The 20888-nt window shown below is 52.4% G+C and carries 15 protein-coding genes and 1 tRNA gene; 11 read left to right on the top strand and 5 right to left on the bottom strand.

Going from position 1 to position 20888, the window contains the following annotated elements; translation table 11 throughout:
- Positions 1-9 precede the first annotated feature (9 nt).
- Complete coding sequence (locus tag ACYVHB_RS06900; protein WP_461050865.1) at positions 10-1107, top strand: chorismate mutase; 1098 nt, start codon at positions 10-12, stop codon at positions 1105-1107.
- A 73-nt stretch (positions 1108-1180) separates the two neighbouring features.
- Here the strand turns inward: ACYVHB_RS06900 and ACYVHB_RS06895 are convergent, their stop codons facing one another.
- The gene (locus ACYVHB_RS06895) at positions 1181-2107 is read right to left on the bottom strand and encodes a DUF4249 domain-containing protein (protein WP_461050863.1); all 927 of its coding nucleotides are present in this window, start codon (positions 2105-2107) and stop codon (positions 1181-1183) included.
- 9 nt (positions 2108-2116) lie between these two features.
- The gene (locus tag ACYVHB_RS06890) at positions 2117-4570 is read right to left on the bottom strand and encodes a TonB-dependent receptor (protein ID WP_461050861.1); all 2454 of its coding nucleotides are present in this window, start codon (positions 4568-4570) and stop codon (positions 2117-2119) included.
- 226 nt (positions 4571-4796) lie between these two features.
- Here ACYVHB_RS06890 and ACYVHB_RS06885 point away from each other — a divergent pair, with 226 nt between their 5' ends.
- The 6 genes from ACYVHB_RS06885 (at position 4797) to ACYVHB_RS06860 (ending at position 12199) form a co-directional block, all read left to right on the top strand.
- Positions 4797-6137, top strand: a complete 1341-nt coding sequence (locus ACYVHB_RS06885) for an NAD(P)/FAD-dependent oxidoreductase (RefSeq protein ID WP_461050859.1) — start codon at positions 4797-4799, stop codon at positions 6135-6137.
- A 203-nt stretch (positions 6138-6340) separates the two neighbouring features.
- The gene (locus tag ACYVHB_RS06880) at positions 6341-8467 is read left to right on the top strand and encodes a S46 family peptidase (protein ID WP_461050857.1); all 2127 of its coding nucleotides are present in this window, start codon (positions 6341-6343) and stop codon (positions 8465-8467) included.
- Positions 8468-8556: 89 nt separating this feature from the next.
- Positions 8557-9078 carry a DinB family protein gene (locus ACYVHB_RS06875; protein WP_461050855.1) on the top strand — a complete coding sequence of 174 codons (522 nt, stop codon included), beginning with the start codon at positions 8557-8559 and terminating at the stop codon, positions 9076-9078.
- A gap of 5 nt (positions 9079-9083) precedes the next feature.
- On the top strand, positions 9084-11309 hold the full coding sequence (locus ACYVHB_RS06870; protein ID WP_461050853.1) for a S9 family peptidase: 2226 nt from the start codon (positions 9084-9086) through the stop codon (positions 11307-11309).
- Positions 11310-11326: 17 nt separating this feature from the next.
- Positions 11327-11995 carry an NUDIX hydrolase gene (locus ACYVHB_RS06865; RefSeq protein ID WP_461050851.1) on the top strand — a complete coding sequence of 223 codons (669 nt, stop codon included), beginning with the start codon at positions 11327-11329 and terminating at the stop codon, positions 11993-11995.
- Positions 11996-12127: 132 nt separating this feature from the next.
- Positions 12128-12199 (top strand) — tRNA-Arg (locus ACYVHB_RS06860).
- 203 nt (positions 12200-12402) lie between these two features.
- Here ACYVHB_RS06860 and ACYVHB_RS06855 read toward each other — a convergent pair.
- Positions 12403-13449 carry an NAD(P)-dependent alcohol dehydrogenase gene (locus ACYVHB_RS06855; protein WP_461050849.1) on the bottom strand — a complete coding sequence of 349 codons (1047 nt, stop codon included), beginning with the start codon at positions 13447-13449 and terminating at the stop codon, positions 12403-12405.
- 263 nt (positions 13450-13712) lie between these two features.
- Entirely contained in the window at positions 13713-14699 is a 987-nt protein-coding gene (locus ACYVHB_RS06850) for an aldo/keto reductase (protein ID WP_461050847.1), read from the bottom strand.
- 571 nt (positions 14700-15270) lie between these two features.
- Here ACYVHB_RS06850 and ACYVHB_RS06845 point away from each other — a divergent pair.
- Positions 15271-15615, top strand: coding sequence for a cyclic nucleotide-binding domain-containing protein (locus ACYVHB_RS06845; RefSeq protein ID WP_461050845.1), 345 nt, complete (start codon positions 15271-15273; stop codon positions 15613-15615).
- A 4-nt stretch (positions 15616-15619) separates the two neighbouring features.
- Entirely contained in the window at positions 15620-16588 is a 969-nt protein-coding gene (locus ACYVHB_RS06840) for a zinc-binding alcohol dehydrogenase family protein (RefSeq protein ID WP_461050843.1), read from the top strand.
- Positions 16589-16592: 4 nt separating this feature from the next.
- Here ACYVHB_RS06840 and ACYVHB_RS06835 read toward each other — a convergent pair whose 3' ends face one another.
- Positions 16593-18212 carry a Na+/H+ antiporter gene (locus ACYVHB_RS06835; RefSeq protein WP_461050841.1) on the bottom strand — a complete coding sequence of 540 codons (1620 nt, stop codon included), beginning with the start codon at positions 18210-18212 and terminating at the stop codon, positions 16593-16595.
- 547 nt (positions 18213-18759) lie between these two features.
- On the opposite strand from ACYVHB_RS06835, the gene ACYVHB_RS06830 reads away from it, so the two are divergent.
- Both ACYVHB_RS06830 and ACYVHB_RS06825 read left to right on the top strand, forming a co-directional pair.
- The gene (locus ACYVHB_RS06830; protein ID WP_461050839.1) at positions 18760-19620 is read left to right on the top strand and encodes an SDR family oxidoreductase; all 861 of its coding nucleotides are present in this window, start codon (positions 18760-18762) and stop codon (positions 19618-19620) included.
- A 121-nt stretch (positions 19621-19741) separates the two neighbouring features.
- The gene (locus ACYVHB_RS06825; RefSeq protein ID WP_461050837.1) at positions 19742-20656 is read left to right on the top strand and encodes a helix-turn-helix domain-containing protein; all 915 of its coding nucleotides are present in this window, start codon (positions 19742-19744) and stop codon (positions 20654-20656) included.
- Positions 20657-20888: the final 232 nt, after the last annotated feature.

Below are 20888 nucleotides of genomic sequence, written 5' to 3'. Positions count from 1 at the left end.
GCGTTTGTTATGAAGGTAGAATTAGCCGTAGAACCGCTTGGATCGTGGATTCAGACCAACGGAAAACCCCTGATTATTGCTGGTCCGTGCAGTGCCGAGACCGAAGAGCAGTTAGTTCAAACCGCCCGCCAACTGAAAGCGCTGGGCGTGGTTCATGCTATCCGGGCGGGCGTTTGGAAGCCGCGCACCCGGCCGGGCAGTTTTGAAGGAATGGGCGAGGCCGCCCTACCCTGGATTCAACGGGCCAAAGCCGAAACGGGTCTGCCGTTCGCGGTGGAAGTAGCCACGCCCCAACACATCGAACTGGCGCTGAAATACGGAGTTGATATTCTGTGGATCGGTGCCCGCACGACGGTTAATCCATTCAATGTGCAGGAGATTGCCGACGCGTTGCGGGGTGTCGACGTGCCAGTGTTAATTAAGAACCCGGTGAATCCTGATCTGGCGTTGTGGGTAGGCGCGTTTGAGCGCATTGCCGGAGCCGGTATTACCAAATTGGGAGCCATTCACCGTGGATTCGCCACGGGTGAAGTCAGCAAGTACCGCAACGTACCGATGTGGCAAATGGCGATTGAGCTGAAGTCGATTTTTCCGCAGTTGCCGATCATCGGCGACCCCAGTCACATGGCGGGCAAGCGGGCGTACCTGAACGAATTGGCTCAGATGGCGCTGGACCTCAACTATGATGGCCTGATCGTGGAGTCGCACATCGACCCCGACAACGCCTGGAGTGACGCGGCTCAGCAACTGACGCCTGAGGCCTTCGGCGACATGCTCGATCACCTGCAAATCCGGCAGGTCGAGTCGCCCAACCGGGAGTTTCAGAGTTATATGGAGCAGTCACGGCGCAACATCGACAATGTGGACCGGCAGATTGTGGAGATGCTCGGTGCCCGGATGGCGCTCGTGGAGCGGCTGGCTGAGTACAAGCGCGACAACAACGTAACGCTTTTTCAACCCGACCGCTGGAAAGAGATCCTGAAAACCCGCACCGAACTGGGTCAGAAACTGAACCTTTACCCCGAGTTAGTGGAAGAGATCTATAAAATCATCCACATGGAATCGATTCGGAAGCAGACGGAAGTGATGAATAATCAGGCGGTTTAAGTGAGAACAACCTTGAGGTAGAATAAGGAGGGGGAGAACAATCGTCTATGTGGTTGCTCTCCCCTTCCTTATTCTACCTCAAGGTTGTTGACCATAGTGTGCGGTTGTAAGCGCCGAAACAGCCCAAACCTTCCTGCACGTTACTTACAACGGACGTCGGCTCGGCGAATGGATTGTCCTGAGCGATAATAGCCCGATCAAGACTTTCATGATAGCGGTAGTAATTTACGTCTACGTTGAGCAAATAAAAATTGATCAGTATGGGCCGACCTGCGTTGCGTTTACCGTTGCTGTATGAAAAGCTTAACCGGCCCGGCAGCGATGTCATCGTCCGACCATCGAGGTTATGATCGTTCAGATACGGCCCTTTGTCGCCAAAAAATAGACTGCCAACCGCCCGTATCGGCACCTCTACGAATTGTCCCTGTATAACATCCAATCGGATGCCATTGTATTCGTTATCGCCCGCAACCCGGTAGTAATTCACAACGCCCACCGGATCCTGCCAAGTTGTTTTAACGTAATACGCTAACCCATCGGAGATATTAGGATCAGGGAGCGAGTCAATCCGGAAGCTGCTGATCGACACCGGACCCGGAACAGTGCAGGTCGCCGAAACGCTTTCCCCAGATGGCAAGCTGGCCTTCAACGTGTACGTTTTGCCCACCTGAATGGGAAATAGGCGAGCGTCGGTCCGGTACAGCGATCCGCCCTGAACGCTTTCATACCGGAGTTCGACGGACTGATTTCCGTCCGAAAGCGTCACCACGGCGTCGGGCAGGCTACCGTTACGAAATGAGTTGGGTTCGCCCACAACGGCCCGTGAGCGGTTGACAACGGCCGCCAGCACGGTGTCCTGCGGGGATATATAGCAGTGAACCGTCAGCTTTTGTTCGCCTTTCGGCACATTGTCGGGGTTGACCACTTTCACAAATGCTGACTCGCACGAAAACGTCAGCGTCGTCACAACCAGCAAACTGAACAATGCGGTTAATTTCATGGCCGTGGGTTAGAATTTGAAGTTGTAGCTAAACGAAGGAATGATTGGAAAGATCGAGTAGCGTTTCAGGACTGTAACGGACGGCGCGTTTTGCTGAAGTTGCGCGTCGTCCAGCAGATAAAAAAACGGGTTACGTCGGCTGTAGGCATTGTATAAACTAAACTCCCAGGTTCGCTCGTGGCGCTTCATCTTTTTGTGAACCTGAATACCGAAATCCAGTCGATGGTACGGCTCCGCCCGGAAACCGTTTCGCTCACCGTACTCCCCAATTGTGCGCCCATAATTAAATAGCTGGTTAATGAGACCCGGCTGGGTTGGGCTAAAGCCGTTGTTCGGGCGAGTGGCCAGGTGGGGGTAAGCCGTGTAGTTGGCAACAGGAATGGTGAGCGCCTGACCAGTGCCATAAACCCACGTACCGGACAGCGTAATGCGTTTACTCAGTTCATAAATGCCCACTAATGAGATGTCATGTCGACGGTCATAGCGTGGAAAAAATGGACGCCCGCCGTTCAGTTCGGGAAACTGCCAGCGCGTCCACGAGAGCGTGTACCCGACCCAGCCCGAAAAACGGCCTGATTTCTTCTGCAAAAGGACTTCTCCACCGTAGGACCAGCCCCGGCCAGCTGTTACGTTATCTTCCCAGCGGACGGTTTCGGCTGATTCAGGGTCGTTAATTAACAGAAAACTGGCCCCCTCACGGTAGCTGATAATATTGCTCAACCGTTTGTAGTATCCTTCGACCGTCAGGGTCAGGTCCTTTGTGAAGGCTGTTCTTCCCGCAAAGTCATACGCCAGACCACCCGCCACCTGATGCGACTGCTGGGGTTTGAAGCGGTCAGTCGTCGGCACCCATAGGTCGGTAGGCAGGCCGATTCCCGTGTTCGACAGCAGATGAACATACTGATTCATGAGCGCATACGACGCTTTAATCGATAAACCAGGTCGCAGCACGTAAGCCGCCGACAGCCGGGGTTCGGGCCGGATGTACGTTACATTTCGGTGCAGAAACTGACTTAGCCGGAAGCCGCCATTAATTCGCCATTGGTTCGTTGGCCGCCAGGTGTCTTCAGCGTAAATACCCGATTCGATCACATCAATATTATCGACTTCGTTCCGGAAACGTTGTGTCTCCGTGTCGCGCAACACAACGGCGCTGGGCGTGAACCGGTGATACGTGCTTTGCAAACCGAATCGAAATGAGTGATTTGGATTGGGATAATAATCAGCGTCGTATTTCAACGAAAAATCGCGAATACCTGAGGTGTAACGCAACGAGGTCTGTTGAACGTCACCCGCCTGATTACGAACTTCTTCATCACTGCTGATGCCAAAGCGGTAATTACTGAATGTCAGCGACGTATTGGCGAAGAGTTTTTCGGAGAACAAATGATTCCAGCGAAACGTACCCGTGGCATTGACCCAGTTGAGACCGGCTTTGAACGTTGACAAATTGAATTTGTCACGGCTGTAAAAGCGGTCCTGACCGAAATAACCGCTTAGGTAAACCTTGTCCTTTTGACCAAGATCGTAGTTCATTTTAGCATTTAGATCGTAGAAATAATAGCCTGTAGAGACATCACCATCGGTGCTGGCGCGAATGATCGGCTGGGTCAGCACATCAATATACGTTCGCCGGGCTGAGACTAAAAACGACCCCTTCCGGCTCTTGCCCAGCGGACCCTCCAGCACTAACCGCGACGCAATCAGGCCAATGCCGCCCTCGCCGTGCAATTTCTCCCGGTTGCCGTCCTTCATATTCAGCTCGATCACCGAAGACAACCGCCCGCCGTACCACGCCGGAAAGCCCCCCTTAATCAACTCCACACTTTTCAGAGCATCTCCGTTGAACGTCGAAAAGAAGCCGAACAGGTGATTGGCGTTGTAAACGATGGCGTCGTCGAGGATAATCAGGTTCTGGTCTGGCCCACCGCCCCGGACGTAGATGCCACTTTGCCCTTCGGAGCCTTTCTGAACGCCTGGCATCAGTTGCAGCACCTTCAGCACGTCCTTTTCGCCCAGAAAGGCGGGTATCTTCTTGATCTGGTACACCGGAATATCAATCCGGCTCATTTGCGAACTTTCGCTCACCTTTTCATCCGTCCGCCCGGCTCTCACATCCACGGCTGCCAATACGCGACCGGGCGTTAATGCGATGTCTACGGTAACGTTCGTACGCAGGTCGACAGAACGGGCCACGGTCTCGAATCCAACGAACGAATACGCCAATCGGAGACTATCCTGAGCGGGTAAGGTGAGCGAATAGAAGCCGTACGTATTAGTCGTTGTTCCGATCGTGGTTCCTGGCAGATAGACATTAACACCGATGAGCGCTTCCCGGCTGCCCGTTTCGCGAACGTAGCCACTGATGGTAGCCGTTCCGGTACGGGACCGGGTTGGGGCGTTTTGCGCCTGTAGCTGGTTAATAAATAGATTAAGAACGAGGACGTAGACCGTTAAGCGCATGAGGACAAATAGGTAGCTGACCTAAAAGAGCAAAAAGTTGGCGCAACGGTTGGAATAGCCGTATAAACCGATCCAGCTATTAACAGTTTTTAACGAAGGCCTCGTATAACATCAGTAAAGTCACTCGGTGCCAGTCGCTGATTTTAGGCACCTTCTGCCAAACAAAAGCGTTGATTCAGAGGTACTACAACCGGAAATATACCCTGAATGAAACGCTGAACTCAACATGCTGCAATACGATAAACTTTCGCTCAATGTACCCGATACCACCAAGCCCCGCGTCGTCATTATCGGCGGTGGATTTGGCGGCATGAACTTAGCCAAGAGCCTGCGCGATACCGACGTGCAGGTCGTGCTGTTTGATAAGCAAAACTACAACGGGTTCTGGCCGCTGCTGTACCAGGTGGCTACGGCCGGGTTGGAGCCAGATGCTATCGCGGAGCCATTCCGGAAGATGTTCGACGGGCAGGAAAACCTGAATTACCGGATGGTACGGGTCAACAAAATAGATACAGCGGCCAAAACCGTAACGACGCTCATCGGCGATTTGCACTACGATTATTTAATCATTGCCAGCGGTTCTAAATCAAACTTTTTCGGCAACGAACAGATCGCCAAGTACTCGTTTCCGCTCAAAACCATACCCGAAGCGCTTAACATTCGCAGCCAGTTTTTGCAGTGTTTTGAGCAGGCAAGTATCACCCGCGACCCCGCCGAACGCCAGAGTTTGCTTAATTTCGTGATTGCCGGGGCCGGACCAACGGGCGTGGAAATGGCCGGGTCGCTCGCCGAAATGCGTAAATACGTTCTCCCCGCCGATTATCCGGGACTGGATTTTAAACAGATGAATATTTACGTGGTCGAAGGAATGGGAAAGGTGCTGCCGCCCATGTCGGACGAGGCCGGGAAAAAAGTGCATAAGTACCTGGAAGAACTGGGCGTTATCATTAAACTGAACACCTTCGTTGAGAACTACGACGGCGAAACGGTGACGTTTAAAGGTGGTGAGCAAATCAAAACGCAAACACTGGTGTGGGGCGCGGGCGTGACGGGTGCGCTAATCGAGGGCATTCCGGCTGAATCGACCGAGAAAGGCCGGATTTTGGTGGACCCCATTAACCGGGTGCAGGGTCTGACCGACGTGTTTGCCATTGGCGACATCGCGTTTATGAAGCTGGAGAAGTACCCCAAAGGACACCCCGGCGTGGCGCAGCCCGCCATTCAGCAGGGCGAACACTTAGCAAAAAACCTGCACCGGCTGCTTAAAAACGAACCAACGACACCGTTTGAGTATTTCGACAAAGGATCGTTGGCCATTGTTGGGCGTAGCAAAGCCGTAGCCGATTTGCCGGGCAACATTCACCTCGGCGGGTTCATTGCCTGGATGGCGTGGCTGTTTGTGCACATTTTCTATCTGGTCGGCTTTCGCAGCAAATTAGTGGTATTCAGCAACTGGGTATACCGGCTATTCACCTACCAGCGTGGCACCCGGCTCATCATCCGGCCCTTCATCCGCAAGGACGATAAAGTAGCAAACGAGATCATGTTGAAAAACGAGGTGGCGTAATTGTTAACCCAACGCTGAAGCGCTGGGCTGATAGCTATCTTGGTCCGGTTGCCCCCATCGGCCCGCCGTTATGAGCCCACTGCTTCAGGGTTTCTGATAGTACAAACGCATTAGCCGACGCCTATTAATTATTTACGGCTATCAGCCCACCGCTTTAGCGTTGGGTTAACAATATATTTGCGTATTAACTGCAATTTCTGCCAATGCTGAAACAACATCTCCGCCCGGCCGTGCTGTCGGGCTTTTTGCTAACGGGCTTGTTCGGCCTTGGCCTGGCTCAGCCAACGACCACCCCCACTGACTCTGCCAAAGGTGGACCGCTAGATTTGGGTAAGATGTGGACTTTCGATAATCCACCGAAAGACTATTTCAAAAAAACGTACAACTTCACCGCCGACGAGAAATGGTTCGACGAGTCCCGGCTGGCTGCGCTTCGATTCGCCGACTACTGCTCAGCCTCGTTCGTATCGGCGAATGGCCTGGTAATGACCAATCACCACTGCGCCCGCGAGTCGGGGACGGGCGTGACCCGCAAGGGGGAGGACCTCAACGCAACGGGATTTTATGCTAAAACCCTGACCGACGAACGTAAAGTTGACGGGTTGTTCGTGGATCAGTTGGTGAAGATCGAAGACATTACCAAGCGAGTGCAGGACGCTATGAACAGCGCTCAGTCCGATCCGTTACAGGCCCGCGAACAGGCATTTGAAACAATAAAGCAGGAATATGGCACAAAAGACGGCTGGAAAGGTCTGGAACTACAAACCATCACGTTTTACAATGGTGGCCGCTATGCTCTCTACGGTTTCAAACGCTATACCGATGTCCGGCTCGTGTTCATGCCTGAGCTTCAACTCGGCTTTTTCGGGGGCGACCCGGACAATTTCACCTACCCGCGTTACGCCTTAGACTGCTCATTTTTTCGGGTGTATGACGGAGGGAAACCGCTGCAAACGACGCATTTCTTTAAATTTAATACCAATGGAGTCCGCGATGGAGAACCGATTTTTGTGATTGGCAACCCCGGCCGCACCGAGCGGCTCAAGACCGTGGCCGAACTGGAATTTGACCGCGATTTTCAAACCCCCGCCACCATCCGGCTCCTGCGCAACCGCTCCGATGCCCTGCAAGCCTACAATGCTACGGCCAAAAGCGACAGTATTCTGAACGAGATTTTCAGCTATGAGAATAGTTTGAAAGCCTACAACGGTCAACTGGCGGGACTGCGCGATGCGGGTCTGCTGGGCCGTAAAGCGGTGTTTGAGAAGCAGTTTAAAGCCGATGCCCGAGCCAAAAACCTACCGGCTGACCAACTCAAAACCTGGGACGATATTGCCACGAACACGGCTCAACTGCGGGGACTGTTCAACGATGCTACCTACCTCGCTCCCAACGAACGAACTGTGGGCGAACTCTTGGCATTTGCGGGCGTACTCATTCAGTATAACGACTTGCTCACTTCCCGACCGCAGGATGCCGAACGGGCGCGTTCACTGATTGTTTCGCCAACCGTCAAAAACCCGGTGTTGGAAGAAGCGTATTTAACCGCCCACCTCACCGAAGCGCAGGCCGGTCTGGGCAACGACGACCCTTACGTGAAAGCGGCTCTAACGGGGCCGGGCGGCACGACAAGATCACCCAAAGAAGCAGCGGCTCACCTGATTAAAAACACAAAATTAGCTGACCCCGCTTTCGTGAGCGAGCTGGCTACGCGACCCGGTGCCATTGGTTCATCGACGGACCCGCTGCTGGCGCTGGCCCGCATCGGCTTCCCACGCTACCTCAAAGCCGCCCGGCAGGCCCGCGATATTTCGCAGAAGCAGGAGGTATTACGCAGCCAACTTGGCCGGATGCTCTACGCCGTTTACGGCACGGCCGTACCACCCGACGCCACGTTCTCGCTCCGCATCAACGACGGCATCGTAAAAGGGTACCCCTACAACGGCACACAGGCCCCGGTAATCACGACTTTCGCCGGGCTGTACGACCGCAACTATTCGTTTGGTGACAAGGCACCGTGGAATCTGCCTGCCCGCTGGAAAAATCCGCCAGCGGAGTTACTTCGGCAACCCATGTGCTTCATCAGCACCAACGATATTATTGGTGGTAATTCGGGCAGCCCGATGATTAATAAAAACCGCGAAGCCGTGGGTTTGGCCTTCGACGGCAACATGGAAAGTCTGCCCGGTGAGTTCATCTTCGTGCCCGACCTGAACCGAACCATTTCGGTTCATGCAGGCGGGATGGTTGCCGCCATGCGGTATATCTACAAAGCTGACCGATTAGTGACGGAGTTGACGGGAGCAGCGGCTGCTAAAGCGAAGAAATAATTCATGTTTTTTGTTATCCCGACGAAGGAGGGGTCTCATGCGTTGCTAAACTTAAGATCCCTCCTTCGTCGGGATGACAAAAACAAACCATGACCAAATCCGACATTCTCGTGATGCCCGGTTACTTTGACCGGTATATCAACCTAACTGAGGATATTGAGCTAATCGACGCGCTGAGCCAGGCCGCTTCATTCGATTATCTATTGCCTGCCAAAACAGCCGAAGCGCTTGGTGACCTGCACTACGCACCCGGCAAATGGACGATTCGGGACATTATTCAGCACCTTATCGACACCGAACGCATCATGGCGTACCGGGCGTTGCGTTTCGCCCGAAACGACCAAACCACGCTGCCGGGTTTTGACGAGGAATTATTTGGTCAAACTGCCCACGCTACCCAACGGAATCTTGCTGAATTGTACCAGGAATACGCCCTGAACCGGCAGTCGACCATCGCCCTATTCCGTAGCTTCGACGACGAAATGCTGGTACGCAGTGGTATCTGTTTCAATCAGACCATTTCAGCACTGGCAATCGGCTTTGTGCTGGTCGGTCATTCTATTCATCACGTCAATATCATCCGGGAGCGGTATTTGCCCTTATTAACGTAGTCGCTATGTTCAAACGAGCTTTTCTATTTATCGCCCTGACCGCGCAGATGGCGAATGCGCAGACAAAATCAAAAATCACCGTCACCGACCTCACCCGCATCAAACAGGTTGGCGGCATCAAACTCTCGCCGGATGGTAAGCGGGCACTTTACACGCTCACCACCATCGAAACGAATCCCGATCAAAAAGAGGAATACGACTACCGAACGCACATCTACCTGACCGAACTTAAGCCCGGAGATGCAAAAGCGTTGACGCGTGGCCCGGAATCAGCCCGGCAGGCGGTATGGTCGCCGGATGGGAAAACCATCGCGTTCGCCCGGTCGGTAAAGGGAAAAAGTCAGGTTTTTGTGATGCCACTGAACGGGGGCGAAGCCTGGCAGCTTACGAACAGTGCGTACGGCGCATCGGGGCCGAAGTGGTCGCCGGACGGGCAACGGATTGCGTTTTCGGCAACGGTATCAATGGCCGACATGCTGACCGATTCGCTGCTGAATTTGGGGAAAGGTGGTCCGGTCTGGTCACTGGAAAAGCCGGGGTTTACGGATAACGCCTTCGTCAACCAGGACAAAAAAATAAAGCCGAACCCGGATGGTTCGCTGGCCGAAATTCGGGCGTATCTGGCCAAAGACGTGGCCGATAAGAAAGCGAAGGTCATTAATCGACTCAATTTTCAGGGCGAGTCAACCACCGAGCCGGACCCCAGTTTCACGCACCTGTATGTAGTCGACGTGCGTGAAGGAGCCGCGCCTAAACCCCTCACGCGCGGCTTTTCCTCGTTTCAGGCGGGCAACTGGCTCCCCAACGGACGGGGTCTGCTGGCCGTAACCGACCGCGACTCACTCAAACACCCCGACCGGGAGCAGGACAACGCCATTGTATTTGTTCCAGCCGATGGCTCTGGCACCCGCACAACCGTACTGGCCGATGCGGGCAAAAGTTACGGTGCGCCGGAGATTTCGCCCGATGGTCGACAACTGGCGTTTTTAGTCAGCACGTCGGAGGGGGTCGGCTTTCCACAAATTGGGATTGCTATGCTTAACGGTTCAAGTGCATCAAGTCCGCAGTTGGTCACCTTCGACCGGGCCGCCGGGAGCCTGACCTGGGCAACGGAAGCGGCATCGGGTAAGAGCAAGAAAACGTCTACCAGTAACGCCATTTATTTCACCGCTTCGTCCAACGGCGGAACGCCCCTCTACCGGCTCGACCCGGCGACCCGGCAAGTGACCCAACTGACCGACTTTGAGAGTGGCATCACGTATTTCGACGTGGCGGGCAACCAGATCGTTTGCGCCATGACAGAAGTAAAAAATCCGTCGGAGCTGTACTTAACGGATGTGCTGGCTAAAAACCGGACAAAACTGAGTGGGCATAACGATTGGGTCAGCCAAAAGCAATTAAGTTTCCCGCAGAAACGCACGTATAAGAATTCGCTCGGCCAAACGGTTGATTACTGGATCATGAAGCCCGTAATAGAGCGGTCCGGCGATGCGGTTACTACAGGCCAAAAACACCCGTTGCTGCTGAACATGCACGGTGGTCCAACAGCCATGTGGGGACCGGGCGAAGCGTCGATGTGGCACGAATTTCAATATATGTGCGCCCAGGGTTACGGCGTGGTGTATGGCAATCCGCGTGGGTCGGGCGGGTATGGGCTTGCTTTCCAGCGGGCTAACATCAAAGACTGGGGAACCGGCCCGGCCGAGGATGTGCTGGCGGCTGCCACCGACGCGGCCAAAGAAGTGTGGGTCGACACCAGTCGGCAGGTGATTACGGGCGGCTCCTACGCGGGTTATCTCACAGCCTGGATTGTGGGGCACGATAACCGGTTTAAAGCGGCTTTCTCGCAACGGGGTGTGTATGATCTTACTACGTTTCTGGGCGAAGGCAATGCCTGGCGGTTGATTCCGGGCTATTTCGCTTTTCCCTGGACGGCCGATGCAAAGGTGCTCGAAACGAATTCTCCCTACACATTCGTGCAGAATATCCGAACGCCCCTGTTGATTAAACACGGCGAAAACGACCTCCGTACGGGCGTTATTCAAAGCGAAATGCTGTACAAAAGCCTGAAAATACTGGGCCGGCCGGTCGAGTACGTTCGAATGCCCGGTGCTACTCACGAACTGAGCCGCACCGGCAACGTTCGGCAACGCATTGACCGACTGCTGCGGATCTACGAATTCTTTGAGCGGTACGTTGGCGATGGAGCACGGGGAATTACGCAGAAATGAGTTGATTAAATAATACGATGGAAAAGCTCAACGACGCCCCTAAGTTTAAGTTCTGGAAGGGTCAGATAGAAAGTAATGGCCTGAAAATTAACGCCATCAGCGAGAAATACATCCGCCGTCGGCACAATGGCGAAGTGCTGTTTGCGATGCTGGAAGTGGATGCCGATACGCCCGAAGGCGACAAGATTCCGCCTGCGCTGTTTCTCAAAGGCCACGCGGCTTCGGTGCTCGTGTGCCTGATCGACAAAGACACGCACGAGAAATTCGTGGTGCTGGTGCGGCAACGGCGCATTTCCGACGGTTCGCACACCTACGAGCACCCCGCTGGCATGGTCGATGCCGCCGACACGCCAGACGACGTTGCCGCCCGTGAGTTGGGCGAAGAAATTGGCCTTGTTGCCACGGCCGCCGATCTGACGAAGCTAAATTCCCGCCTTTGGTTTCCCAGTACCGGCACGAGCGACGAAGCCATGCACTTTTTCTACCTTGAACGTACGCTATCCCGCGATGAAATTATGACGTTTCACCACAAAGACATGGGCAACGCGTCGGAATTTGAGCGGATCACGACGGTGGTAACCTCGCTGCCCGAAGCGCACAAATTGGTCACGAACGTCAACGGTCTGCTCATTCATTTTCTGTATCTGAAACACGTTGGCGACTACGAGACCATGAAGTTGCTGTAGCAGTAATGTAGAATGTGCAATGGATAATGCAGAATGAAAGCGGAGAATTCCGACCGTTTTGTCTTATCCATTCTGCATTATCCATTGCACATTCTACATTTTACATTACTTTTGCAGGCCCAAACGGGAAATGCTTCCGTAGTTCAATGGATAGAATTTCGGTTTCCGGTACCGACGATAGGGGTTCGAATCCCTTCGGGAGCACAAATTGAGTTTTAGCGGGTACATTATTGAAAAGAGGGCGATTTTACTATGTAAAACCGCCCTCTTTTCCGTTCTTCACATCGTTTTTTCGTGTCTCATCCCCGCAAAATAGTCGGACTGAGCAACACAATCTCCGTCCGGTGGTTTCAGTTGCTTGTTCTCATCCAGGTCCATCTGCGCCTAAAATCCGTCGTTAGGCAACGTTATGACAACGTGGCCATGTCGATAACGAACCGGTACCGCACGTCGCCTTTCAGCATTCGGTCGTAGGCGGGATGAATATCCTTGATGTCGATCAGTTCAATGTCGGAGACGATATTGTGTTCCGCGCAGAAATCCAGCATTTCCTGCGTTTCGGCAATGCCGCCAATCGTTGACCCGGCAATACTTTTCCGACCGGGAATCAGGCTGAAGGCTACCAGGGCGGAAGGCGTTGGTGGGGCACCGACGCAGATGTGGACGCCGTCGGTTTTCAGCAGGGCCAGATACTGATTGTAGTCGTGCTCGGCCGAAACCGTATCCAGAATGAAGTCAAAATAATTCCTCGCGGATTTCATCTGCGCGGGATCGCTGGTAACGATAAATTTATGCGCACCTAATTTTTTGGCGTCTTCTTCTTTTTTGGGCGACGTACTCAGGACGGTTACCTCCGCGCCCAGCGCTACCCCGAATTTTACGCCCATGTGTCCCAGGCCACCCAGACCCAGAACGGCTAATTTGTGTCCCTCGCCCACTTTCCAATGCCGGAGGGGTGAGTAAGTTGTGATACCGGCACAAAGCAGCGGAGCCGCAGCCGCAAGATCGAGCGTTTCGGGCATGTGCAGCACAAAATCTTCGTGCACCACAATGGTGTTGGAGTAGCCGCCGTAAGTAGGCGTTTTTTTGTCCTGTTCCCGGCTATTGTAAGTGAGCGTGTTCCCATTGGCGCAGTATTGCTCCAGGCCATCCTGGCAATACGAACACGTACGGCACGAATCGACCATGCAGCCGGTGCCCGCCAACTCGCCTACCTTGAACTTGCTGACCTCGCTGCCAACCGCGACGACCCGGCCGACAATTTCGTGTCCGGGTACCATTGGAAAAATGCTACCGCCCCACTCGTCTTTGATCTGGTGGAGGTCAGAATGACAAACGCCACAGTAGGTGATATCGAACTGAACGTCGTGGGGGCCAACGTCGCGTCGGTCAAAATTCCAGGGGGCAAGCTCCGTATCTTTGGTTTGAGCGGCATATCCTTTTGCTGTCATCATGGCGGTTTCTTAGTTGAGTAAGGTTAACTGTGCGGGGAAGAACCTTGTTGTCAATTAATAAGGCAACGTACGTAGGTAGACCGCCACGCCTTGATGAATGACAGCGACTTTGCCATTACTTTATCTTCATGCTTGACCATTTGGCGTTTCTCTTGGGCAAAAGCGTTGCTACAGCAACCCGCTATCAGCCTGATTACAATGAAGCTGAAGTTAACTGGCGTCATTTTTTTACAGTAACTGACTGTTGCTTCCTGTCTGATTAGTTAAAGCCCCGTTGCTTTTTCCATTTGCTCGTTGTAGCGCGTACCCACCACGTCGATATGCGCCGAAGCAGCTTCGATCTCGTTCAGTTCCTCGGCTGTCAGTTCGATAGCAGCCGCGCCGTTGTTTTCCGTCAAGCGGTGCAGTTTCGTCGTGCCCGGAATCGGCACAATCCACGGTTTTTGCGCTAATATCCAGGCCAGCGCAATTTGGGCGGGCGTAGCCTGTCGGCGGTTGGCAAACTGCTGAATCAAATCCAGCAGGGCCTGATTCGCCTTGCGGGCCTCTTCGGTGTATCGGGGTAGTGTATTTCTGATATCCCCTTCGGCAAATTGGGTAGTTTCATCAATTTTACCGGTCAGAAAACCTCGCCCAAGCGGGCTAAACGCCACCAGACCGACGCCCAATTCCTCAATGGTTGGAATGATTTCCTGTTCGTGCTGCCGGGTCCAGAGTGAGTATTCACTTTGCAAAGCCGTGACGGGCTGCACCGCGTGGGCCCGGCGGATGGTCTGCGCACCCGCTTCCGACAGGCCGAAATGTTTTACTTTACCTTCCTCAATCAGATCGCGTACCGTGCCCGCTACGTCTTCGATGGGTACGTTCGGGTCAACGCGGTGCTGGTAAAACAGGTCGATTACGTCGACGCGCAGGCGTTTCAGCGAGGCTTCGGCTACCGCTCTGATGTTGTCCGGGCGGCTATTTACCCCGACCTGTTTCCCATCCTGAATATTGAAGCCGAACTTGGTGGCAATTATTACTTCGCCTTTGAACGGTTCGAGGGCTTCGCCTACTAATTCTTCATTGACGAACGGGCCATACACTTCCGCCGTGTCGAAGAACGTAACGCCCTGCGCGACGGCGGCCCGAATCAGGGCGATCATGTCTCCTTTATCAGCCGCCGGGCCGTAGCCAAAGCTCATGCCCATACAGCCCAGCCCGATGGCTGAGACGTCCAGGTTGCTGTCACCCAATGTGCGCTTTTGCATGCTTGTGCTGGTTGAGTATATGAGTTAAAATACAGAACAAACCTACGTCGGTAATGGATGGTAAAACAATGAAAAACAAATAGGGTATTACAAAATTCAAATAGTTCGGTAACGCCTTGGACCGGTCTGGCTATTCAGTTCGAGGTACTCTTAATGGCAACCCGCGCGGACTGACCCCGGCCCAGGTGGCCTTAACCTGACTACTGGCGCAAAAGCCCTGGATCGTGCCTGTTCCCGGCACCACCAAACTGGCTCATTTAGGAGAAAATCTGGTTGCGCAGACCTGCAATTTACGCCCGAAGAAGTACGTAGTCTGGGCAGCGCGATCTCGAAAATCAAGATTCCCAGAGATCGCTACACCGCCATTGAGCAAAGCCGGGTTAGAGACTAAAAAGTGAAGTATTGGTGCGTTGTGTTGACTAAAGATGCAGTGACGAACTTGGGGTGCATGTCAATCGTGTGAGGGTAGGATTTCGTGCTGTCTCTACGGGATAAACTACTGCACACGACTGACTTGCACCTTTTCTATCTTTGGGGGAGAGATTTTGTAAAGCTACCACTCTGACGATTGATGCTGAGGCCGCTTATAAACCATTTTGAGAGTTACCTCCCTTTTGAGGAGCGGAAAAAACAGTTGCTGGAAGGACGAGTCACGGAACGTAAACTAAAACGCCGACAGGCCATCTTGCAGGAAGGTTTTCCGTGCCAACACTATTCGTTCTTCGTAGAAGGCTGCTTTCGTATGTACGGGGTAGACCCAAAAGGAACCGAACATACAATTCAGTCGACGATAATCGCTACGTATCAGATGATTCAAAATAGCCAGCTTTGCATTGTTCCCAAAGTAGGCCACACCGTTTTTCTGGAGAATTTTCCGGCAGTTTGGACCGGCATGGTTCCGTTTCTTAATCCCTAAACCAATGAAAGCCGCCGTTATTTACCATCCGGGCGGGCCTGATCGCCTTATGCTCGAGGAGCGCCCCATTCCATCGCCAGGGGAAGGGCAGGTGCTGGTCAGGGTCAGAGCCTTTGGCCTGAACCGTTCTGAATTGATGACCCGCAAAGGCTCATCCCCCAACATCCGATTTCCGCGCATATTGGGTATCGAGTGCATTGGTGAAGTAGAAGTTGACCCCTCAGGTGAATACCCGAAAGGCCAGCCCGTGGCCGCTTTGATGGGCGGTATGGGGCGGGATTTCGATGGGAGTTACGCTGAGTTTACCGTAGTACCCAAATCAATTATTTATCCGTTTCGCAGTACGCTTGCCTGGGAGCAGTTGGGAGCCATTCCTGAGATGTTCCAGACGGTGTACGGGTCGCTGCATTTATCGCTCCGTATCCAGAAGGGTGAAACGGTATTGATTCGGGGCGGCACTTCATCGGTTGGAATGCTCTCGACGCAGATGGCTAAAAACGCAGGGCTTACGGTTATCACTACTACCCGGAGTGTAGTAAAGAAACCGCTGTTGTTGGCCAACGGTGCTGATTGCGTACTTATCGACAATGGTAGTCTACAAGATCAGGTGAGGGCTATTTTCCCGCAAGGGGTGGACAAGGTGTTAGAACTGGTTGGAGCTACCACGTTACGGGATTCATTAACCTGCATCATACCCGGCGGAACGTGTTGCATGACGGGTATGCTGTCCGAAAGCTGGTCCATTCCCCAATTCGCGCCGATGGAATTTATTCCGGCCACAGTGCATCTGACCATCTACGACAGCGGTCAAATTAGGTGTTCACCAGGCGTATTCCAGCAGTTTATTCAGACCGTTGAAGCAGGCCAGATCAAGCTCAGTATAAGCCAGGTGCTTATGCTCGACGACATTGCAAAAGCTCACCAATTGATGGAAAGCAACCAGGCGAGTGGTAAGATTGTGGTGCTCACCTAATATTCTATTCATTGACCCTGTCTTCCCGGACCAGCTTTTCCCGGACCTTATACTCTTCGAGGTCGATTAGGGCAAAGTATTTCCGGATTAATTCTTCGTCATAATCAGCCCGGCGATTCAACTCGTTGAGCGCGCTTCGCTGTTGGCCCAGCAGGTCCAGATAGGTCCGTTGGTAGGCAAGCTGGGCGCTTCCAGTTGGGGCGTCTGTTGCTTGTGATTCCTGACTGAGCAGGCGGAGATCGAGTTGCAGCCGTTCGTACAGATTGGCGAGGTGTTCGTTGGACACCCCATCGGTACGGGCTTCTTCCAAAAACTGAAGCGAAGCCCGCGTAATCGTCTCCTGAATGATTCGCTCCTGCTGCGGTTCGGGAAGAGTGGTATGCCGATCCTCCATGTTTAAGAGCCGAATGAGCCACGGCAGGGTCAAACCCTGAAACACGAGGGTCACCAGAATGACAATAAACGTAATGAAAAGAATCAGGTTGCGGTGCGGAAACGGCTGGCCTGCCCGGATAAGTAAGGGAATCGACAAAGCAGCAGCCAGCGAGACCACCCCGCGCATGCCGGCCCACCCCAGAATCAGGGGGCCTTTCCAGCCAGGATTCGGATCGGCCACGGTGATGAACCGGCTCGCAAACCGGGTGAAAAGGGAAGCGCCGTAGGCACAAAGCAGGCGGGTGAGCATCAGTACCAGCGATATAGCTAAGCCGTAGCCGATGGCGCTGCTCAGACTAACCGCGCCGAGCTGCCCAACGATGGAAGGCAGTTGCAGGCCAATGAGCAGAAAAACGAGTCCGTTCAGCACAAATACTAAGTTCGTCCACACGTTCACGGCCTGAATTCGGCTTTGATACGTCAGTAAGTTTTGTCGCTGGCTGGATAGCAACAGCCCTCCGCTGACGACTGCCAACACTCCCGAAAAGTGAAAGTGCTCGGCCGCATAATACATGCAGTAAGGCGTGAGCAGCGTAAGCACGATTTCGATAGGAGGTGTGGTCGGCAACCAGCGGTGAATGCCGTAGAAAATGACGCCCACCAGTAGACCGATTCCGGTGCCCATGAAAACAACCAAGACAAAACTGGTGGCCGCCTGCTGAAAATAGAATTGTCCGGTCAGCACGGCGGCTAAAGCAAACCGAAACACGATCAGCGACGACGCATCATTGAGCAGGCTCTCGCCCTCGGCAATGCTGACTAATGATTTGGGTACGGCTACCTGCCGCATGATCGTCGTGGCCGAAATGGCATCTGGCGGGGAGATGATGCCGCCCAACAGAAAACCCAGCGCTAACGTAAAACCTGGAATCAGAGCGTGGGAAACAAGGGCAATCACGCACGAGGTGATGATGACAATGGGAAAGGCAAAACTGGTGATGACCCGTCGCCAGCGCCAAAATTCTTTCCAGGAAACTTGCCAGGCGGCTTCGTAGAGCAGCGGGGGCAGGAAAAGCAGGAAAAGCAATTCCGGGTCGATGGCCAGGTTGGTAAATTGGCCCGACAAACTGAGTGCCAGTCCACCAACGACCAGAACAATCGGGTAGGCCAGTCGAAGCCGGTTAGCGAGCATGACCAGGGCCAGAATAATCAGAATCAGATAAACGTATTCGATTAATAGGGGTTGCATGAAGTGAATATGGGCAAAAACAACGAAAGCCCAAATTTGGGCTTTCGACAAGTCACTTTCCAGAACTGAAAAGGGTTCGCTACTAACGACGTCATCAAGACTGGCGTTTGTTTACACCCAGGCTTTTACAGTTGAACCGGTCTATCGACTCAATAAGCTTCGCAAGTAGCGTGAGCAGGCTTTTCTGCGAAGTAACCAAGCCTTTTAATGCGGCAGTTAGAAACAGCCGGGGCTTCGAGAAGGGTAGCCGACTGGTTGAAGACGAATCCTTATTTTGACTACAACGACAATAGATTTGATTACATATAGATTTTTGCGGCTGCGGACCTTTGCAAAAAAAAAGAAATATGAAAGTCGTCGTAACAGGTTCGTTAGGAAACATCAGCCAACCACTGGATTCATCCTCGGCTCTCACCATGCAGAAGGCGTTCTGAACGAGCTGGCTGATGTAGCCATTATGCATCTGCGCCTTCCGTAATTCTACACTAATCTGTGCGGAGCAGATGGATAGCAATTCTGCCTACACACGTTCAAAAACACAATATCTATGATTCTTATAACCGGCGCGACAGGCCAGCTCGGCTCAGCTACCATCAATTTTCTGCTCAAAAAGTTGCCCGCTTCCCAAATTGCCGCCCTTATCCGTGATGAAAACAAAGCCGCTGACTTAAAAAAAAGCGGAGTAGACATACGTGTTGGTACGTATGATGATACGGTCTCGCTCGATAAGGCGATGCGAGGAATTGACACTGTATTGCTGATAGCCGGGACCGATGAGGACAATCGCGTTCAGCAACACCAAAATGTGGTGAATGCTGCCCAAAAGGCGGGTGTTCAACGGATTGCCTACACCAGCCGGGCGTTGAAAGACCGAAGTACGCTGGTCAACCGGCTGATGGAAGGTCATTTTCGGACCGAAGATTATATTAAGGCCAGTGGATTGACGTACACGCTGTTTCAGAATATCCTGTACATGGATGTCCTTCCACAGTTCGTGGGACCAGCCGTTTTTGAGCGAGGTATTTATGTGCCAGCCGGTGAGGGGAAAGTCGCTTTTGCCCTCAGAAGCGAAATGGGCGAAGCAATTGCCAACGCACTGGCCGTGGGTGGCAGCGATAACAGGATCTACAAACTAACTGGCATTGAGGCTTATTCCTTTGCTGACGTGGCGGCCGTATTATCCGACTTATCGGGTAAACGGGTCAACTATACAGCGGCTGATCCATTAGCCTTCGAGGCCGGCCTGAAAGAACGTGGTCTGCCCGAGGTGGTGGCTCAGCGCGTCACTGGGTTTATAACCGACATTAAAAACGGGCAGGAAGCTGACGTGAGCGAAGACCTCTCAACGCTCCTCGGGCGAAAGCCTACATCACTCAAAGAAGGGTTAAAAGGACTGTTCAACTTATAAGAGACTGTGAAAGAGTAAACCGAAAAAAGACCAGCAGCCACGTTGGTCTTCCTGTTCGATTAAAAATAAGGCTTGAACTGATAGTAACGTTAAAATTCGGCCAGTAAACATTCGTTGAATCATGAAAAACACACAACCCTTTACCATTAATACAATAACTGAGTACCATCAGTTTATGGGCCTCTCCAAGCCGGAACATCCGTTAATCAGCGTAATCGATTTTAAAACCATCAAACGTGTACCAGATGGCAAGCCGAAAAGTCTCGTGACTAATTTTTATTCCATTGCCCTTAAATGGAATTTCAATGGAAAGATGAAATATGGTCAGCAAGAGTACGATTTTGATGAAGGTATACTGGTTTTCATTTCACCCGGTCAAGTTCTTTCAATTGAAGCAGATGCGGAGTTGAAGCACTCGGGATGGTTATTACTCGTTCATCCTGACTTTCTATGGAATACGTCATTAGCCAAAACAATAAAGCAATACGAGTATTTCAGTTATTCGGTGCACGAAGCCTTGCATCTTTCGGGAAAAGAGGAGGCAATGATTATGGGCATTATGCAAAATATAGGGCAGGAATACCACTCAAACATTGATAAATTCAGCCAGAACGTAATTATCGCTCAGCTTGACTTATTACTGACATATGCTGAACGGTTTTATCATCGCCAGTTCATAACCCGAAAAATTACCAACCATAAACTTCTCGATCGGCTGGAGGTTATTCTTACGGACTATTTTGATAGTGATGGGTTATCGAAAAATGGACTACCCACCGTTCAATACGTTGCCGAAGCATTGAACGTATCGCCCAATTATTTGAGTGTTTTGTTGAAAGTATTGACGGGCCAAAGTACCCAGCAGCACATACATAATAAATTAATAGAAAAGGCGAAAGAAAGGTTATCCACTACCGATTTGACCGTCAATGAGATTGCTTATGAGTTAGGGTTTGAACATTCGCAGTCCTTCAGCAAATTATTCAAGAGTAAAACCAGCCTTTCACCGTTGACATTCCGAAATTCGTTTAATTAACCAACTTTACATTCAGGGTAGTGAAAGGTGATGAAACGCCGGGCCGATGCGCTAACCCATAAACACCATCAACTTCACAACCCACCGGGCCAATACACGAGCGCCTTATTCCGCATTAAACCGTTCCTGAATTTCATCGGGCTGAGTTGGGTGTGCTTCTTGAAGAAGTTATTGAAATGCGTTACCTCCGTAAAACCCAGCGCGCAGGCCAGTCTTAGTCGCGCGCAACCGG

It is taken from the genome of Spirosoma arcticum (assembly GCF_054779955.1).
The sequence above is the reverse complement of the archived record's forward strand: the minus strand, read 5'-3'. Positions and strand labels throughout refer to the sequence as shown.

Coding starts and splice junctions, on each gene's coding strand:
- ACYVHB_RS06900 (WP_461050865.1), top strand. CDS start 10: ATGAAGGTAGAATTAGCCGTAGAACCGCTTGGATCGTGGATTCAGACC.
- ACYVHB_RS06830 (WP_461050839.1), top strand. CDS start 18,760: ATGATTCTTATAACCGGCGCGACAGGCCAGCTCGGCTCAGCTACCATC.
- ACYVHB_RS06835 (WP_461050841.1), bottom strand. CDS start 18,212: ATGCAACCCCTATTAATCGAATACGTTTATCTGATTCTGATTATTCTG.
- ACYVHB_RS06845 (WP_461050845.1), top strand. CDS start 15,271: ATGCTGAGGCCGCTTATAAACCATTTTGAGAGTTACCTCCCTTTTGAG.
- ACYVHB_RS06825 (WP_461050837.1), top strand. CDS start 19,742: ATGAAAAACACACAACCCTTTACCATTAATACAATAACTGAGTACCAT.
- ACYVHB_RS06890 (WP_461050861.1), bottom strand. CDS start 4,570: ATGCGCTTAACGGTCTACGTCCTCGTTCTTAATCTATTTATTAACCAG.
- ACYVHB_RS06875 (WP_461050855.1), top strand. CDS start 8,557: ATGACCAAATCCGACATTCTCGTGATGCCCGGTTACTTTGACCGGTAT.
- ACYVHB_RS06895 (WP_461050863.1), bottom strand. CDS start 2,107: ATGAAATTAACCGCATTGTTCAGTTTGCTGGTTGTGACGACGCTGACG.
- ACYVHB_RS06870 (WP_461050853.1), top strand. CDS start 9,084: ATGTTCAAACGAGCTTTTCTATTTATCGCCCTGACCGCGCAGATGGCG.
- ACYVHB_RS06880 (WP_461050857.1), top strand. CDS start 6,341: ATGCTGAAACAACATCTCCGCCCGGCCGTGCTGTCGGGCTTTTTGCTA.
- ACYVHB_RS06885 (WP_461050859.1), top strand. CDS start 4,797: ATGCTGCAATACGATAAACTTTCGCTCAATGTACCCGATACCACCAAG.
- ACYVHB_RS06865 (WP_461050851.1), top strand. CDS start 11,327: ATGGAAAAGCTCAACGACGCCCCTAAGTTTAAGTTCTGGAAGGGTCAG.
- ACYVHB_RS06855 (WP_461050849.1), bottom strand. CDS start 13,449: ATGATGACAGCAAAAGGATATGCCGCTCAAACCAAAGATACGGAGCTT.
- ACYVHB_RS06850 (WP_461050847.1), bottom strand. CDS start 14,699: ATGCAAAAGCGCACATTGGGTGACAGCAACCTGGACGTCTCAGCCATC.
- ACYVHB_RS06840 (WP_461050843.1), top strand. CDS start 15,620: ATGAAAGCCGCCGTTATTTACCATCCGGGCGGGCCTGATCGCCTTATG.